Origin of the sequence: Thalassovita mangrovi, from assembly GCF_009857745.1 — a bacterium.
GTDB lineage: Bacteria > Pseudomonadota > Alphaproteobacteria > Rhodobacterales > Rhodobacteraceae > Thalassobius > Thalassobius mangrovi.
Genome location: NZ_WWEN01000003.1, coordinates 669,058 through 684,903 on the forward strand (window position 1 = coordinate 669,058; position 15,846 = coordinate 684,903).

16 protein-coding genes are annotated in these 15,846 nt (G+C 65.2%); 10 read left to right on the forward strand and 6 right to left on the reverse strand.

The features are described from left to right. Positions 1–100: 100 nt before the first annotated feature. Entirely contained in the window at positions 101–1,066 is a 966-nt protein-coding gene (locus GR167_RS09690) for an NADPH:quinone oxidoreductase family protein (protein WP_160973258.1), read from the forward strand. A 271-nt stretch (positions 1,067–1,337) separates the two neighbouring features. Here GR167_RS09690 and GR167_RS09695 read toward each other — a convergent pair whose 3' ends face one another. The 3 genes from GR167_RS09695 to GR167_RS09705 form a co-directional block, all read right to left on the reverse strand. Further along, positions 1,338–2,165: an IclR family transcriptional regulator gene (locus GR167_RS09695; protein WP_160973259.1), complete on the reverse strand. Its 828-nt coding sequence runs from the start codon at positions 2,163–2,165 to the stop codon at positions 1,338–1,340. A gap of 95 nt (positions 2,166–2,260) precedes the next feature. Then, a complete protein-coding gene (locus GR167_RS09700) occupies positions 2,261–3,949 on the reverse strand; it encodes a long-chain-fatty-acid--CoA ligase (protein ID WP_160973260.1) in 1,689 nt (562 codons plus the stop codon). An 18-nt stretch (positions 3,950–3,967) separates the two neighbouring features. Beyond that, entirely contained in the window at positions 3,968–4,744 is a 777-nt protein-coding gene (locus GR167_RS09705) for an SDR family NAD(P)-dependent oxidoreductase (protein WP_370741291.1), read from the reverse strand. 217 nt (positions 4,745–4,961) lie between these two features. Between GR167_RS09705 and GR167_RS09710 the strand changes: the two genes are divergently transcribed. Both GR167_RS09710 and rpe read left to right on the forward strand, forming a co-directional pair. After that, positions 4,962–5,924, forward strand: a complete 963-nt coding sequence (locus GR167_RS09710; protein WP_160973262.1) for a class 1 fructose-bisphosphatase — start codon at positions 4,962–4,964, stop codon at positions 5,922–5,924. A gap of 51 nt (positions 5,925–5,975) precedes the next feature. Continuing rightward, positions 5,976–6,659 carry a ribulose-phosphate 3-epimerase gene (rpe, locus tag GR167_RS09715; protein WP_160973263.1) on the forward strand — a complete coding sequence of 228 codons (684 nt, stop codon included), beginning with the start codon at positions 5,976–5,978 and terminating at the stop codon, positions 6,657–6,659. Between the two features lie 45 nt (positions 6,660–6,704). Here rpe and GR167_RS09720 read toward each other — a convergent pair whose 3' ends face one another. Continuing rightward, complete coding sequence (locus GR167_RS09720) at positions 6,705–7,262, reverse strand: PAS and helix-turn-helix domain-containing protein (RefSeq protein ID WP_160973264.1); 558 nt, start codon at positions 7,260–7,262, stop codon at positions 6,705–6,707. A 131-nt stretch (positions 7,263–7,393) separates the two neighbouring features. On the opposite strand from GR167_RS09720, the gene GR167_RS09725 reads away from it, so the two are divergent. From GR167_RS09725 to GR167_RS09745, 5 genes are all read left to right on the forward strand, one after another. Next, entirely contained in the window at positions 7,394–7,858 is a 465-nt protein-coding gene (locus GR167_RS09725; protein ID WP_160973265.1) for a hypothetical protein, read from the forward strand. 13 nt (positions 7,859–7,871) lie between these two features. Next, positions 7,872–8,612, forward strand: coding sequence for an SDR family oxidoreductase (locus GR167_RS09730; RefSeq protein ID WP_160973266.1), 741 nt, complete (start codon positions 7,872–7,874; stop codon positions 8,610–8,612). Between the two features lie 84 nt (positions 8,613–8,696). Further along, positions 8,697–9,875 carry an MFS transporter gene (locus GR167_RS09735; protein WP_160973267.1) on the forward strand — a complete coding sequence of 393 codons (1,179 nt, stop codon included), beginning with the start codon at positions 8,697–8,699 and terminating at the stop codon, positions 9,873–9,875. A gap of 72 nt (positions 9,876–9,947) precedes the next feature. After that, positions 9,948–10,970, forward strand: a complete 1,023-nt coding sequence (locus GR167_RS09740) for an aspartate-semialdehyde dehydrogenase (protein ID WP_160973268.1) — start codon at positions 9,948–9,950, stop codon at positions 10,968–10,970. 106 nt (positions 10,971–11,076) lie between these two features. Further along, positions 11,077–12,705, forward strand: a complete 1,629-nt coding sequence (locus GR167_RS09745) for a DUF4139 domain-containing protein (RefSeq protein WP_160973269.1) — start codon at positions 11,077–11,079, stop codon at positions 12,703–12,705. A gap of 6 nt (positions 12,706–12,711) precedes the next feature. Here GR167_RS09745 and GR167_RS20125 read toward each other — a convergent pair whose 3' ends face one another. Together GR167_RS20125 and GR167_RS09750 are read right to left on the reverse strand one after the other, a co-directional pair. Then, the gene (locus tag GR167_RS20125; protein ID WP_212769926.1) at positions 12,712–13,149 is read right to left on the reverse strand and encodes a hypothetical protein; all 438 of its coding nucleotides are present in this window, start codon (positions 13,147–13,149) and stop codon (positions 12,712–12,714) included. Between the two features lie 46 nt (positions 13,150–13,195). Further along, a complete protein-coding gene (locus GR167_RS09750) occupies positions 13,196–13,846 on the reverse strand; it encodes a carbonic anhydrase (RefSeq protein ID WP_160973270.1) in 651 nt (216 codons plus the stop codon). Positions 13,847–14,011: 165 nt separating this feature from the next. Here GR167_RS09750 and GR167_RS09755 point away from each other — a divergent pair, with 165 nt between their 5' ends. Both GR167_RS09755 and GR167_RS09760 read left to right on the forward strand, forming a co-directional pair. Further along, positions 14,012–14,392 carry a hypothetical protein gene (locus GR167_RS09755; protein ID WP_160973271.1) on the forward strand — a complete coding sequence of 127 codons (381 nt, stop codon included), beginning with the start codon at positions 14,012–14,014 and terminating at the stop codon, positions 14,390–14,392. Positions 14,393–14,458: 66 nt separating this feature from the next. Continuing rightward, entirely contained in the window at positions 14,459–15,844 is a 1,386-nt protein-coding gene (locus GR167_RS09760) for a leucyl aminopeptidase family protein (RefSeq protein WP_160973272.1), read from the forward strand. Positions 15,845–15,846: the final 2 nt, after the last annotated feature.

Sequence of the window (15,846 nt, forward strand, 5' to 3'; positions counted from 1 at the left end):
GGCAGCGGCGGAATGATTGCCGGGGCGGGGCGGCAGGCCTAGACTTGCGCCCAGGAAAATCGCCCGGGAGGGGGCGTTTTGCGATCCGGAGGACCCCTGAATGAAAGCCATTATCTGCAACGATTTCGCCCCCTTGGAGCAGCTTGAGTACGGCGACATGCCGGACCCGGAGGCCAAGGGCAGCGAGGTGGTGATCAAGGTCGAGGCCGCCGGGGTGAATTACCCCGACGGGTTGCTGGTGCAGGGGCTGTACCAGTCGAGACCCGAACGTCCCTTCGTGCCGGGGATGGAAGCGGCCGGGGTGGTCGAAACTGTCGGGCCGGATGTGAAGGGGCTGAAGGTGGGTGACCGGGTGGCGACGATTTGCCAGCTCGGCGGTTATGCCGAAAAGGTGGTGGCCGACGAGGGCCGGGTGTTCCCGATCGGCGACATGGATGGCGGCGACGCCTGCGCGCTGATGGTGGCCTATGGCACCTCGCATCACGCGCTGAAGCAGCGGGCGGACCTGAAGGCTGGCGAAACCCTGGTGGTTCTGGGCGGTGCGGGCGCGACCGGCGTGGCGGCGATCCAGATCGGCAAGATCATGGGCGCGCGGGTGATCGCGGTCTGTTCCAGCGACGAAAAGCGCGCCATCGCGCTGAAGGCCGGGGCGGATGAGGCGATCGGGTACGAGAACCTGAAGGACCAGCTGAAGGAGATGACCGGCGGCAAGGGGGTCGATGTCGTGTACGACGTGGTCGGCGGCGAGGCGTTCGACGCCTGTTCGCGGTCGATGGCGCGCAACGGGCGGTTGCTGATCATCGGGTTTGCCAGCGGCACCATCCCGAAATTCCCGGTCAACCTGGCGCTGGTCAAGGAATACGCCGTGGTCGGCGTGTTCTGGGGCAATTTCACCCGGGCCGAACCGGAGGTCTATGCCGACAACATGAAAGAGCTGATCGGCTGGTATCAGAGCGGCAAGGTCAAGCCGGTGGTCGAGGGGCGTTATCCGCTGGCGGAGGCTGCGGAGGTGCTGAAGCGCGTGCTGGGGCGCGGGGCGACGGGGAAGCTGGTGCTGGAGCCGTAAGCTCTCCGGTTGGGAGTGCCCGACCGCGCGGTCGGGCGGGCGCCCGGCGCGCGCCGGGCGTTTTGCTTAGGTCCGGGATTTTGCTTTAGCCCGGAACAAGGCCGTCAGGCCGCCGGGCCAGCGCCAGTCCGCCCGGACGGGCTGGCGCTTTCGAGGGGGGGCGTTCTGTAATAGATGGGGCGCATGAGCTTGGCTGGCATAAACTGCCATGCTCAGAGGCGCGCAGCGCCATCCCGCGGACTGGCACTGGCCCGGCTTGCGCTGGTTTGGCTCAGACGCCCGTTCTGGCGATGTTGTCGCGCATCTCGACCAGTTTCGGGCCCAGTTCGTTTACCAGCCGTTCGCGCGGCAGAATGTAACCCGGACCGCCGAGGTTGAAGGCCAGCATCGGCGTGTCGCCATGCATCGAGCGATAGGGCACCGACACCGCGTGCACGTCGGATTGCCAATTACCCAGGCTGACATAGAAGCCCTGTTCGCGGATCTGTTCTTGGGCCTCGTAAATCTCGTCGCGGATTTCCGGCCATTCCTCGGGGCCGTAGCGTTCCTCGGTCAGGTCCATGATCTGCTTGCGCTCGGCCTCGTCGGTGCCGGCGATATAGGCGCGGCCCATCGCCGAGCGGGCCAGCGAAATGCGCGACCCGACATTGAGCTGCAGCGAAATCATCCCCTTGGCGGCGCGGGCGCAGGCGATATAGGTCATCGCGGTGTCGTCGCGCCCGCCGAGCGCCACCAGAACCCCGTCGCCGCATTCGTCGGCCAGCCGCTGCATGAAGGGCTGCGCGGTTTCGCGGATCTTCATGCCGCCGAGGCAGGCATAACCGAGGCTGAGCACCGGCACGCCCATCTTGTAATGGCCGGTGCCTTCGTCATAGGCGAGATAGCCCAGTTTCAGCAGCGTGTAGGTCAGCCGCGACACGGTGGAATTTGGCAGGCCGGTGCGTTCGGCCAGTTCGCGGTTGCCCAGCCCGTGGACATCCGAGGGCCGGAAGGCGCGCAGGATTTCCAGCCCGCGATGCAGGGCGGTGACGAATTGGCGGTCGCCGCTATGTTCGTTCTCGGACAGCTCGGCTGCCGTATCCGCTGTTCTCTTTCTCACGCTGCTTCCCCGATCTGGCTTGTTTTCATGGCCTTTTCTACCGGCTGGGTGCTCCTACTTGACCGGGTGCGCGCCGGTCAAGCGGGGTAAATGTCTCAGCCCGCTGCTTTTTGTCCGTTCTGCTGCATTTCCAGTTCCTGCTGCTGCAATTCGCGCCACAATACCTTTCCGCTGCCCGATTTCGGCAGGCTTTCGGTAAAGGCGATGTCGCGCGGGCATTTGTAGGCGGCCATTTCGCCGCGGCACCAATCGATGATCTGATCCGCGGTGGCGTTGGCCCCTTGGGCGCTGCGCACCACGTAGGCCTTGACGGTTTCGCCGCGGCGCGGATCGGTGGTGCCGATGACGCAGGCCTCGGCCACGTCGGGGCATTTCAGCATCAGCATCTCGACCTCGGCGGGCCAGACCTTGAAGCCGGCGGCGTTGATCATCCGCTTCACCCGGTCGACCATGAAGAAATAGCCGTCTTCGTCGTAATAGCCGAGGTCGCCGGTGCGCAGGAAGGTCTTGCCGTCATGTTCGATGAAGGCTTCCTGCGTGGCCTTTTCGTTGCGCCAGTAACCCTGGAAGATCTGCGGGCCCGACACGATGATTTCGCCGGTTTCATTGGGGCCCAGTTCGTGGTGGTCGCTGACCGCGATCACCCGGCAATCGACGTCGAAGACCGGGATGCCGAGGCATTGCCGTTTCGGTGCCTGCTGCGGGTTGATATGGGTCGCGGCGATGGTTTCGGACATGCCGTAACCTTCGAGGTAATCGAGCCCGGTCATGTCCTTGAGCTTCCTGGCGATCGCGTCGGGCATCGCGGCGCCGCCGCCGCCGATGGCTTCCAGGCTGGACAGGTCGTAGCTTTCGATATCGGGATCGTTGACCAGGTCGATCGCCATGGTCGAGATCGAGCGCCAGCGGGTGATCCGGTAGCGTTCGATCAACTTGGCGGCCACGGCGCGGTTCCAGCGGGTCATGACCACTATGGTGCCGCCCGACAGCAGCGGCCCGTTCATCGAGGCCTGCATCCCGGTGACGTGGAAGAAGGGCAGCACCGACAGGCTGAGGTCGTTGCCCTCCATCGGGTTCCATACAATGCCGCCATAGGCGGTGACCAGCAGGCTGCGATGGGTATGAACGCAGCCCTTGGGTTGCCCGGTGGTGCCGGAGCTGTAGGGGATCACCGCCAGATCATCGAGCGTCGCCTGCATGTCGCCGGGGATCAGCCCTTCGGCGATCGCATCGGACCAGCGGGTCACGCCGGGGCCCGCGATGTCGGCGGGGTCGAGGGTGCCCAGCGGGTCGGGCAGCGCGATGTCGTAGCCGGGATCGGCCAGTTCGCCGTAATGGGCGGCGATGACCGTCTTGATCAGCCCTTCCTCGACCACGGGGATCGCGAAGGGCAGCAGTTCCTGCCCGGTCAGCATCACCGTGGCGCCGGAATCGCGGGCGTAATGCTGCAGCTCGGCGTGGCGGCTCATCGGGTTGACCGGGATCACCACCGCGTCGGCGCGCAGGATGGCGTAATAGGCGATCACGTATTGCGGCGCGTTCTGCATGTAGAGAAGCACGCGGTCGCCCTTGGCCACGCCGCAGCGCTGTTGCAGGTACCCGGCCATGCGGTCGACCTGATCCCAGAATTCGTGGTAGCTGATGCTGCGGCCGTGATAGACGATCGCCGGGTGATCGCCCTGTTCCGCGGCCTTGTCGGCGACCAGCCGGACCATGGTTTGTTTCGGCAGGTCCAGGTGAAGCGGCACCCCTTCGGGCCAATGTGCGAAATGTCGGTCGAACATGTCTCCCCCCTTCAATGTTCAGAATTTCATGCCGGGCATGTTCAGCGAGGCGGTATTGCCGCCATCCGCCGCCAGCGCCTGACCGGTGACGAAGCTGGCGTCGTCGGAAGCGAGGAAGGCGATGACAGAGGCGATTTCGCTCGGCTTGCCAAAACGGCGCAACTCTGCGCGCGATCCCAGCTTGTGTTCCTTGCCCTTATCGCGGGCATAGTCGAACACTGGCTTGGTCATGCCGGTTTCCACCAGACCGGGGCAGACCGCGTTGACCCGGATGCCGTATTGGCCCAGGTCGCAGGCGGTGGTCTGGGTCAGGTTGATGACCCCGGCCTTGGAGGCGGAATAGGCATTGCCGCCCGCGCCCGAGCGGATGCCCGCGACCGAGGCGGTGTTGACGATGGCGCCGCCGCCCTGATCGATCATCGGCTTGGCGCCGTGCTTGATGAAATACATCTGGCCGAACAGGTTGACCTCGAACACGCGTTTCATCCGGTCGCTGTCCAGCTCGGTGATCGGATCGTGGGTGCAGACCATGCCGGCATTGTTGCAGATCACGTCGATCCGGCCGTAACGATCCAGTACCGTATGGATGCAGTCCTTGACCGCCGCCTCGTCGGCGACATCGCAGCGGATCGTCATGTGCGGTCCGCCGGTCGTGGGCAGGGCCTGTTCCAGCGCCTGTTCGTTGATATCGACCAGCACCACCGATGCGCCCTCGCTGGCCAACCGCTGCGCGGTCGCCTTGCCGATGCCGCTGGATGCACCGGTCACGATGGCGGTCTTGCCCGCAAATCTCACCAAATTGTCCTCCCTATTGCAACGAAGAGTGGCACAAAGATATGGGCCGATCAATAGAGTGCGGAAGTTAGTTCCGCATTGTGGGAATTGAAAAGCGCCGGGACGGGCGCAAAAGCCGGGCAATAAGGTCGCAAAAGCCAAATGAGGCATTCAAATTTGCGCCAATCTCTGAAATAGCCTTTGGGGTAAGTTTTTCCTGCCCGGAGCGGACATCCACATGACCACGCAAGCCACCGTAATCGCCCCCGACCTCATCCCCGAAGCGCTGTACCCGACGCTGAACGCACTGTGCGCCGTGTCCATCGACGTGGCCGGGGTGATCGCGCGCGGCGCGCTGGGCGGGGCGCTGGCGGCGCAGGTGGGTGAAAACACCGATGGCGACCAGCAGAAGGCGCTGGACGTGATGGCCGACGAGATGTTCGAGGCGGCCCTGCGCGGCGGCGACGTGCGCTGGTACGCGTCGGAGGAACAAGAAGAGGCGCTGAAGACCTCGGAAACCGGCCGCTACGCGCTGGCGATCGATCCGCTGGACGGGTCGTCCAACATCGACGTGAACGTGTCGATCGGCACGATCTTTTCGATCTTCGACGCAAAGGAAGGCGCCGAGGAAAGTTTCCTGCGCCCGGCCAGCGAACAGATCGCGGGCGGTTATGTGCTTTACGGCCCGGCGACCTGCCTGGTGGTGAGCTTCGGCAACGGCACGCAGCAATATGTGCTGGACCCGGCGAAGCGCGAATTCGTGCTGGTCGCAGAGGCGATGCAGGTGCCCACGACGTCGAAGGAATTCGCCATCAACGCGTCGAACGAACGGCACTGGACCAAGCCGGTGAAGGCCTATATCGACGGCTGTCTTGCGGGCAAGGACGGCCCGACCGGGATGGAACACAACATGCGTTGGGTTGGATCGCTGGTGGCCGAAACCCACCGTATCCTGACCCGGGGCGGGGTGTTCCTGTATCCGGGCGATTCGCGGCCGGGCTATGAAAACGGACGGCTGCGGATGGTCTATGAATGCGCGCCGATCGCGATGGTGATCGAACAGGCGGGCGGCAAGGCCACCGATGGCGCCACCCCGATCCTGGAGCGGCAGGCCGACGGGCTGCATGCGCGGGTGCCGCTGGTCTTCGGCAGCGCCGAGATGGTGCAGCAGGTGACCGATCAGCACGTGATGGACCACTAACGGACGGCGTTTTCTGATTCAGAAAACGCGCTCTCAACCGGAGAAACAGACATGACTTTCGACCGTTCCCTCAAGATCGCGCCGTCGATCCTGTCCGCCGATTTCGCCAATTTCGGCAAGGAAATCGAAGCCATCGAGGCGCAGGGCTGCGACTGGGTGCACGTGGACGTGATGGACGGGCATTTCGTGCCGAACCTGACCTTCGGCCCGCCGCTCTGCGCCGCGATCCGCAAGCACATCAACACGGTGATGGACGTGCACCTGATGATTTCGCCGGTCGATCCCTATATCGAGGCCTTTGCCGAGGCCGGCGCCGACGTTCTGACCGCGCATCTGGAAGCCGGGCCGCATATCCACCGCACGCTGCAGGCGATCCGCGGCGCGGGCTGCAAGGCTGGGCTGGCGCTGAACCCGGGCACGGGCGTGGAAGATATCGACTACCTCTTGGACATGGTGGACCTGGTCTGCGTGATGACCGTGAACCCCGGCTTCGGCGGGCAGAAGTTCATCCACAGCCAGATCGAGAAGGTGCGCAAGCTGCGCGCGATGATCGGCGACCGGCCGATCCATATCGAAATCGACGGCGGCGTGACGCCGGAAACCGCCCCGCTGGTGGTGGAAGCCGGGGCCGACGTTCTGGTCGCCGGGTCGGCGGTGTTCAAGGGCGGGTCGGTGGAAAACCCGGCGCCCTATGGCGACAACATGCGGGCGATCCGCGAAGCCGTTAAGGGCTGATCAGCCCAAGCAGACAGAGGGGCGGCGCAAACGCAATGCGCCGCCTCAGGCCGTTCCGCCTTCGCCGAAACCCGACAGCCGGGCCAGCAGGACGGCCACGTTTTTCACCTTGAATTTGCGCAACAGCCGCGCGCGCACGTCTTCGATGGTGCGCGGCGACAATTCCAGCAGCTGGGCGATTTCCTTGCTGGTGCGGCCGCGCGACAGCCAGGTCAGCACCTCGCGTTCGCGCGGGGTCAGGCTGGGCCCGGCGGGGGTGTTGTCGATCGGGGTGAAGCTCAGCACGATGCGCGCCAGCGGGTCCTCGGGGGTCAGGGTGCGGGCGCGGAAGCGGCACCACAGATGGCCGCCATCGGCGGTCAGCATCAGACGTTCGTCGCTATAGGGCAGGTCCTGTTTCAGCGGTTCCAGCCCGATATCGCGGATCTGGTGGAATTCCTGGTCGGTGCCGTAAAGCAGCCGGAAGCTTTGCCCCAGAAGCTGCGATTTCTCGAATCCGAACATTTGTGCGAACGTGTCGTTGCAGGCCCGGATCACCCGGTGTTCGGTCAGCGCCAAACCCATCGGCGCGTTTTCGAAGGCAAGTTGGTCGAGGTCGTGCATGTGTCACCGTGATCCTACGGTATTGGAACCGTAACGGGACTGGAGCATGGTTTTGCTCCGATATGCAAGCGGTGACCCCCGGTCAGGCTGGGGCGCTGCATTGGAACAGAGTAACAGCGGGGGCGGTTGCTATGGGGGGAGGCAGACAGGGGATCGCGACGGTCGTGGTCGACGCGCGCTTGCGCGATCTGACCGGGCGGGTGCGGCAATTCCTGGAACCGCGCTGGACGGCGTGGCTGCGGAGCCAGGGCTGCCCGAAGATGGTCACCCCGAGTCAGGGCACCTGCGGCCGGTCCAGCCTGTTCCTGAGCCGGGTGTTGCAGGACAACGGTTACCCGGCGGAATTCGCGGCGGGCCACCCGGCAGAGGGGCGCAAAGGGTTCCTGACCTCCGAGGGCTGGAAGGGCCATGCCTGGGTGGAAAGCGGCGGTTTGATCCTGGACGTGACGGCGGATCAGTTCGGCCTGCCGCCGGTGGTGATCACCGGGGCGGGTGATCCGCGCTTTGGCCGGGGCACCGACTGGACCGCGCCGGAATTCATTTCCAGACGCCAGCGCATGGTCGAGGAGCTGCTGGCCGACTGGGCGCAGCAATAGCGGGAGGGAAAAGATGAGACTCAAGGGCAAGAGCGCCATCGTTACCGGCGGCGCATCGGGGTTCGGCGCCGGGATCGCGCGCAAATTCGCGGCCGAGGGCGCGCGGGTGATGGTGGCGGACCTGAATATCGACCTGGCGCAAGAAGTGGCCGGGGATATCGGCGGCATCGCCTATCACGTGGACGTGTCGCAAAATGGCAGCGTCGCCAACATGGCGGCGGATGCGAAGGCGGAACTGGGCACGCCCGACATCCTGGTCAACAATGCCGGGATCACCCATCTGCCGACGCTGATGGAGGATGTGAGCGAGGCGGATTTCGACCGGGTCTTCGCGGTGAACTGCAAATCCGTCTACCTGATGGCGCGCCATTTCGTGCCGGTGATGAAGCAGGCGGGCAAGGGGGCGATCCTGAACGTGGCCTCCACCGCCGGGATCAGCCCGCGGCCGCGGTTGAACTGGTACAACGCCTCGAAGGGATGGATGATCACCGCGACCAAGGCGATGGCGGTGGAACTGGCGCCTGCGGGCATCCGGGTCAACGCGATCTGCCCGGTGGCGGGGGAAACGCCGCTGCTGCCGTCCTTCATGGGCGAGGATACGCCGGAGATGCGCGAGAAATTCCTGTCCACCATCCCGCTGGGCCGGTTTTCCACCCCCGAGGACATGGGCAACGCCGCCTGTTTTCTGTGTTCGGACGAGGCCAGTATGGTCACCGGCGTCGCGATGGAGGTCGATGGCGGGCGCTGCATCTGATCCCACCATGCGGTAACGCATGGTTCGGGGCTTGCCGGGCGGGGCGGTTTTGCCCTAGCTGGCCCGGTCTGAGGGAGGAATGAGATGCGGGTCGGATTGGCGCTGCTTTGCGCGGCTTATGTGCTGAGCCAGTTTTACAGGTCGTTTCTGGCGGTATTGACCGAGGCGCTGAAGACCGATGTGGGCGCCAGCGCCGAGGATCTGGCCAATGCATCGGGCCTGTGGTTCCTGGCCTTCGCCCTGATGCAGATCCCGGTGGGTGAGGCATTGGACCGGATCGGGCCGCGCCGCACCGCCGGCATCCTGCTGCTGATCGGCGGCGCGGGGGGCGCGGCTTTGTTCGGCTTGGCGACGACGCCTGCGCATATCTCGGTGGCGATGGTGCTGCTTGGCATCGGGTGTTCGCCGGTGCTGATGGCGAGCTATTTCATCTTCGCACGGGTCTATCCGGCGGCGGTCTTCGCCACGCTGGCGGCGGTGCTGCTGGGGGTGGGCAGCCTGGGCAACCTGCTGGGCGCGCTTCCGATGGCGATGGCGGCCGAGACGTTCGGCTGGCGCGGCACCCTGTTCGGGCTGGCGGCGGTCAGCGGCGTGGTTGCGGTTGGATTGCTGGTCACGGTGAAGGACCCCGAACGGGTGGTGCATGATCTGCGCGGGTCGGTTCTGGACCTGCTGAAGATGCCCGCCCTTTGGCTGATCTTCCCGCTGACGCTGGTGCAATATGCCCCGGCGGCGGGGCTGCGGGGCTTGTGGATCGGGCCCTATATGGCCGATGTGTTCGGCTTCGACACCACGGCGATCGGCAATGTCACCCTGATCATGGGCGTTGCGATGATCCTGGGCACCTTCGCCTATGGCCCGCTGGACCGGCTGCTGGGGACGCGCAAATGGGTGATCTTCGGCGGCAACGCGGCGGCGATGGTGGCGCTGGCGGGGCTGTGGGCGCTGCCCGCGGGGCATGCGTGGCTGTCGGTGGCGCTGTGCGCGGCGGTAGGGTTCTTCGGCGCCAGCTACCCGATGATCATGGCGCATGGGCGCAGTTTCGTGCCCGACCACCTTGTCGGGCGCGGCGTGACGCTGATGAACCTCTTTGCCATCGGCGGGGTCGGGATTTTCCAGGTGGTCACCGGTCGGCTGCACGCGGCGGTGGCGGAAGGGGCCGGAACGGCGGCAGCGCCCTATGGCGCGCTGTTCGGATTTTTCGCGGCGTTGCTGATCGCGGGTTTGTTACCCTATCTGTTTTGCCGCGACCGCACGGATTGACGCGAATCCCCTTTATTTCCTTGGGGCGCTCATGTATGTGCACGTCGTCTTAAGGAAAGGAGACGACCCAAAATGGGCTATAAAGTCGCTGTAGTCGGCGCCACGGGCAATGTGGGCCGCGAAATGCTGAACATCCTGGCCGAACGCCAGTTCCCCGTCGATGAGATTGTCGCGCTGGCAAGCCGCAAATCTCTCGGCACAGAAGTTAGCTTTGGCGATGAGACACTTAAGACAAAGGACCTCGACACTTTCGATTTCACCGGCTGGGACATGGCGCTGTTCGCCGTGGGCTCCGAGGCGACCAAGAAATATGCCCCGAAAGCGGCCGCTGCCGGTTGCGTGGTGATCGATAACTCGTCGCTCTACCGCTATGACCCGGATATCCCGCTGATCGTGCCGGAAGTGAACCCGCAGGCGATCCACGGCTATGCCAAGAAGAACATCATCGCCAACCCGAACTGTTCAACCGCGCAGATGGTCGTGGCGCTGAAGCCGCTGCACGACCGCGCCAAGATCAAGCGCGTCGTGGTGTCGACCTATCAGTCGGTGTCCGGTTCGGGCAAAGAGGCGATCGATGAGCTGTGGAACCAGACCAAGGGCATGTATGTGCCGGGTCAGGAAGTGGAACCGAAGGTGTATCCCAAGCAGATCGCCTTCAACGTGATTCCGCATATCGACGTCTTCCTCGACGACGGGTCGACCAAGGAAGAATGGAAGATGGTGGCCGAAACCAAGAAGATCGTCGATCCGTCGATCAAGCTGACCGCGACCTGCGTTCGGGTGCCGGTGTTTGTCGGCCATTCCGAGGCGATCAACATCGAGTTCGAGGACTTCCTCGACGAGGACGAGGCGCGCGACATCCTGCGCGAGGCGCCGGGCATCATGGTGATCGACAAGCGCGAAGACGGTGGCTACGTGACGCCGGTCGAATGCGTTGGCGATTTCGCCACCTTCATCAGCCGCATCCGCCAGGATTCGACCATCGACAACGGTCTGAACCTGTGGTGCGTGTCCGACAACCTGCGCAAGGGCGCGGCGCTGAACGCGGTTCAGATCGCCGAGCTGCTGGGCCGCGAGGTTCTCAAGAAGGGCTGATTTCCGCCCAAAGCTGAGGTCACGGAGGGCGCCCCTTGGGCGCCCTCTTGTGTTTTGCACCCATTCGGCGAAATGTTGGGCAACTGATTTTACCGGGAGGAATTTCATGCACCGTTTTGCCGCCATCTGTGTCATCCCCGCTTTTGCCCTGATCCCGCTGGCCGCCGCGGCCGATGTGATCCGCGTCGACAGCCGGATCACCGATGTGACCGTCTATCCCGAAGGGGCCAAGGTGACCCGGGTGGCCGCTTATTCAGTTCCTGCCGGCGAACACCGGCTGCGGCTGCTGGACCTGCCGGATACGGCGCTGCTGGACATGGTGCGGGCCAAGGTCGAGGGCGCGCGGATGGGCAGCGTGACGATGCGCGAGGATTTCGTGCCGCCGCGGGGCGATCAGGACAGTGACGTGGTGAAGGCCGCGCGGGCCGAGGTCGAGCGGGCCGAGGATGCGCTGCGCGGCAAGCAGGACGAGGCGGCGGCGCTGCGGCTGGCGCGGGACGCAGCCGAGACGCGGATCGGGTTCCTGAAACAGCTGGGCCAGGGCGAAACGCTGGACGGCGTGTCGGCGGAAACCCTGCGCGACATGGCGCGGATGGTGGGCGAGGAAACCCTGGCCGCGCGGCAGGCGGTGCTGGAGGCCGAGGCCAAGGCGCGGCTGGTCGACCGCGAGATCGACGATCTGCAACAGGCGCTGGACGAGGCGCGCCAGGCGCTGGCGGCGCTGGAAACCGGCGGTGACGATTACAACCTTGTCGAGGTGTCGGTCAGCGCCGAGGCCGCGACCGAGGGCGTGCTGAGCGTGACCTATTTCACCCGCGACGCCGGCTGGGCGGCGGTCAACGACGCCTATCTGTCGCTTGGCGATGCGCCGGGGCTGCGGCTGGATCGTGGCGCAATGATCTGGCAGGGGTCGGGCGAAAACTGGGACGACGTGGCGCTGACCCTGTCGACCAGCGAACCCAGCGGCCAGTTCGAACCGAGCGAGGTGCATCCCTGGCGGCGCCGGATCGAGGAACCGTTCCAGCCGGTGCTGAAGCGCAGCCTGGCGATGGACATGGCCGAGGCGCCGATGGCGGCGCCCGAGCCGATGATCGAGGAAGCGCGCGTGATGTCCTTTCACGGGCTGATCTTCAACTACGCCTATCCCAAGCCGGTGTCGCTGGCCTCGGGCGCCGACGGGGTGCGGATCGCGCTCGGCGCGCTGGACTTCGCGCCGGAGATCAAGGCGGTCGCCGCGCCGCTGTGGGACAGCACCGCCTTCCTGACCGCGGGGTTCACCAACGGGTCGGGTGAGCTGCTGTTGCCGACGCAGGCGACGCAGCTGTTCCTTGAGGGTGAATATGTCGGATCGATGGCGACCGACCAGGTGGCGGCGGGGGCCGAGGCCAGGCTGCCCTTCGGGGCGATCGACGGGCTGCAGGTCAGCCGCGTGGTGACCCGCAACGAGGGCGATACCGGCATCCTGAGCAAGTCCAACGAGGAGAAGGAAACCGCCAGGATCGAGGTGGAGAACCTGACCGGGCGGGCCTGGCCGGTGCGGGTGCTGGACCGGGTGCCCTATTCCGAGCAGGAAGACCTGGTGATCACCTGGCAGGCGCGGCCGACGCCGAGCGTCACCGATGTTGACGACAAGAAGGGCGTTTTGGCCTGGGATTTCGACATCGCGCCGGGCGCGTCGCGGCAGATCGAGCTGAGCCACCGGATTCAGTGGCCGCAGGACATGGAACTGCGCTGAGCCGGGTCAGTGTCGCGCGGGCGGGTTTGACGGCGACAGCCAGTGATGCGGGTGGCCGGGAAAGGGCGCGTTGAGACGGCGCATCAGTTTGAGATAGCTGAAGCCGAGTTCGGACGCCTTGCAGACGCGGCGATTACCGCGCAGCGTATGCAGCGCCAGCCCGCCGCCGGCGGCGCGCAATGCAAAGTCATGTGCGGCAAGCGCCCTTTGCATTTCGTCCCAGGTTTCGGCCTTGGCCAGGATCGGCGCGAGTCGCGCCCGCAAGGGAGCGACGAGCCGCTCATCCGCCCGGCTGGGCGGCCTCGCTTGTCTTGCCTTGGAAATCTCGCGCGCCAGCAGGTCGCGCACCAGTTGCCCCACGGTGATGTCGCGGTCGCGCGCCAGCGCCGCCGCGGCGCGCAGCATTTCAGGATGGAGTTTGAGTTCGACGGGAGTCATGGCCATGCGTCCAGCCTGTGGACGCATGGTTAAGATCGCATGAACGGCAGCGTCAGACCGCTTTGAACACGCCTTCCTCGGGCAGGTAATGTTCCAGGCTGCCTTCGCCGATATTGTGCCAGACGCCGTGCAGCGACAGCTGGCCGCCCTCGACCGCCTGCTGCACGAAGGGGAAGGTCATCAGGTTTGCCAGCGAGGTCAGCACCGCTTCCTTTTCCAGTGCGCGTTTGCGTTCGCTTTCGTCTTCGATGTGCTTCACCTTCTCGTAGCCGGGGCGCAGGATGTCCATCCAGCGGCCCACGAAGGAAGATTTCTCCTCCAGCTCGGGCGCCTTGCCGGAGCACATGTCATGGCAGCCCTGCACACCGCCGCAGCTGGAATGGCCCATCACCACGATATGGGCGACCTTCAGCGCGGTCACCGCGTATTCGACGGTGGCCGAGGTGCCGTGCCGGTCGCCATCGGGTTCATAGGGCGGCACCAGGTTGGCGATGTTACGGTGGATGAAGAATTCGCCCTGATCGGCGCCGAAGATCGAGGTCACGTGGACCCGCGAATCGCAGCAGGAAATGACCATGGCGCGCGGGTGCTGCCCCTCTTCCGCCAATCGGCGGTACCAGCTTTCGTTTTCCTTGTAGGAGGTTGCTTTCCAGCCTTGATAGCGCTGGACCAGGTAGCTGGGCAGGGGTTTGGCATTTTGCATGTCATTTTCCTTGCGTTTGCGTCGTTGCGACGGGGTCATTAGCGGGGGTCATTAGCGCGGATTTAAGCAGCTTTCGAGGGAAAACAACGAAAGCCTCAACCTTTTAAGAACCTGTCGCAGCCTAACCTGCCCCTGCGGGAGGCGTCGATGTCCGGGAATGCCAGCATGAAACAGGTCGTTTTTCTGACGCCGGAGGAAGGTGTCCGGATGAACCGGGACCGGTTGTCGGAGCTTTCTCGCCGCTTCGGCGACAGCGGCGCGGAGGATGTGATCGCCCGCGCGGCGGAGGCCCTGGTGCTGCGGATGGGCAAATGCCAGCGGCTGTACCAGATCGGCGCGCGGGCCGAGATGCGCCGCAACCTGCGTTCGCAGATCGTGATTTCCGAACGGATCGGCATGGTGTCGCTGGCCGAGGCGGCGGACAATGTTCTGCTGTGTCTGGACCGCGACGATCCGGCGGCGCTGGCGGCGACGATGGCGCGGCTTTTGCGGATCGGGGAACGGTCGGTGTCGGAGCTGTGGGAATTGCAGGATCTTTCGGTCTGATCCCCTTGCAGGCGGCGATGGTTGGCGTAGGCTATGGCGGACGATCCGACAGAAAGGCCCGATCCGATGACGCCCCGATTTGCCAATTCCAGCGAAGCCCCGATCCCCGTGCATGTGGTCGACAAACATGCGTTGCAGGATTGGATCGACCGGCAGCCCGCCCGGGTCCAGACCTGGGTGCATGGCAGCGGCTTCAAGCCCGCGATCGGCAAGACCCTGTTGATCCCCGGACCCGAGGGCATGCCCGAGGCGGTGCTGATCGGTTACGGCTCTGAGGCGGAGCGCAAGCGCGGTCGGTTCCACCTGGCCGCCGCGGTGCCGTCGCTGCCCGACGGGGCTTATGAGATTGCTTCGGGTCTGCCCGCCGAGAAGGCCGAGGAAGAGGCGTTGGGCTGGCTGCTGGCGGCCTATGCCTTCGATCGCTATGCCGGCAATGGCGGCGCCAAGGCGCTTCTGCTGCCGCCCGAGGGGGTCGATGCGGCGAAGCTGGAAATCATCGCGGCCGGCGAATGCCTGACCCGCGACCTGATCAACACGCCCGCCTGCGACATGGGGCCGGAAGCCTTGGAAGCGGCGGCGGCGCAGCTGGCCGCCGAGCATGGCGCGCGCTTCGCGGTGGTGCTGGGCGAGGACCTGCTGGACCGTAATTTCCCGATGATCCACGCGGTCGGCCGGGCCAGCGACGAGGACCCGCGCCTGATCGAACTGACCTGGGGCGAGAGCGGCCCGAAGCTGACCCTGGTGGGCAAGGGCGTGTGTTTCGATACCGGCGGGCTGAACCTGAAACCGGGCGCCAGCATGGGGCTGATGAAGAAGGATATGGGCGGCGCCGCCACGGTTCTGGGGCTGGCCCATATGATCATGGCGCTTGGCCTGCCGATCCGGCTGCAGGTGCTGATCCCGGCGGTGGAAAACGCCGTGTCGGGCAATTCCTTCCGGCCGCAGGATATCCTGATGTCGCGCAAGGGGCTGACGGTGGAAATCAACAATACCGACGCCGAGGGCCGGTTGGTGCTGGCCGACGCGCTGGCCTATGGCGCCGAGGGCGAGCCGGACCTGATGCTGTCGATGGCCACCCTGACCGGCGCGGCGCGGGTCGCGGTGGGGCCGGACCTGGCGCCTTATTTCACCGATGACGATGCGATCGCTGCGGCGCTGGATGCGGCCGCGCGCAAGGTGGCCGATCCGGTCTGGCGGATGCCGTTCTGGGACCCCTACGAAAAGGATATCGAACCGGGCATCGCCGATCTGGACAACGCGCCGTCGGGCGGCTTCGCCGGTTCGATCACAGCGGCGCTGTTCCTGCGCCGCTTCGCCGGGGACAAGGCGCGGTACACCCATTTCGATATCTATGGCTGGCAGCCGAAACCGGCGCCGGGGCGGCCCAAGGGCGGCGTCGGCATGGGCGCGCGGGCGCTGCTGGAGGCGTTGCCGGGCGTTTTGGGGCTGTAAGA

Excerpts from the sequence above, each read along its gene's own strand:
- GR167_RS09690 (WP_160973258.1), top strand. The coding sequence starts at position 101 with ATGAAAGCCATTATCTGCAACGATTTCGCCCCCTTGGAGCAGCTTGAG.
- GR167_RS09700 (WP_160973260.1), bottom strand. The coding sequence starts at position 3,949 with ATGTTCGACCGACATTTCGCACATTGGCCCGAAGGGGTGCCGCTTCAC.
- GR167_RS09710 (WP_160973262.1), top strand. The coding sequence starts at position 4,962 with ATGACCACGCAAGCCACCGTAATCGCCCCCGACCTCATCCCCGAAGCG.
- rpe (WP_160973263.1), top strand. The coding sequence starts at position 5,976 with ATGACTTTCGACCGTTCCCTCAAGATCGCGCCGTCGATCCTGTCCGCC.
- GR167_RS09720 (WP_160973264.1), bottom strand. The coding sequence starts at position 7,262 with ATGCACGACCTCGACCAACTTGCCTTCGAAAACGCGCCGATGGGTTTG.
- GR167_RS09725 (WP_160973265.1), top strand. The coding sequence starts at position 7,394 with ATGGGGGGAGGCAGACAGGGGATCGCGACGGTCGTGGTCGACGCGCGC.
- GR167_RS09730 (WP_160973266.1), top strand. The coding sequence starts at position 7,872 with ATGAGACTCAAGGGCAAGAGCGCCATCGTTACCGGCGGCGCATCGGGG.
- GR167_RS09735 (WP_160973267.1), top strand. The coding sequence starts at position 8,697 with ATGCGGGTCGGATTGGCGCTGCTTTGCGCGGCTTATGTGCTGAGCCAG.
- GR167_RS09740 (WP_160973268.1), top strand. The coding sequence starts at position 9,948 with ATGGGCTATAAAGTCGCTGTAGTCGGCGCCACGGGCAATGTGGGCCGC.
- GR167_RS09745 (WP_160973269.1), top strand. The coding sequence starts at position 11,077 with ATGCACCGTTTTGCCGCCATCTGTGTCATCCCCGCTTTTGCCCTGATC.
- GR167_RS20125 (WP_212769926.1), bottom strand. The coding sequence starts at position 13,149 with ATGGCCATGACTCCCGTCGAACTCAAACTCCATCCTGAAATGCTGCGC.
- GR167_RS09750 (WP_160973270.1), bottom strand. The coding sequence starts at position 13,846 with ATGCAAAATGCCAAACCCCTGCCCAGCTACCTGGTCCAGCGCTATCAA.
- GR167_RS09755 (WP_160973271.1), top strand. The coding sequence starts at position 14,012 with ATGAAACAGGTCGTTTTTCTGACGCCGGAGGAAGGTGTCCGGATGAAC.
- GR167_RS09760 (WP_160973272.1), top strand. The coding sequence starts at position 14,459 with ATGACGCCCCGATTTGCCAATTCCAGCGAAGCCCCGATCCCCGTGCAT.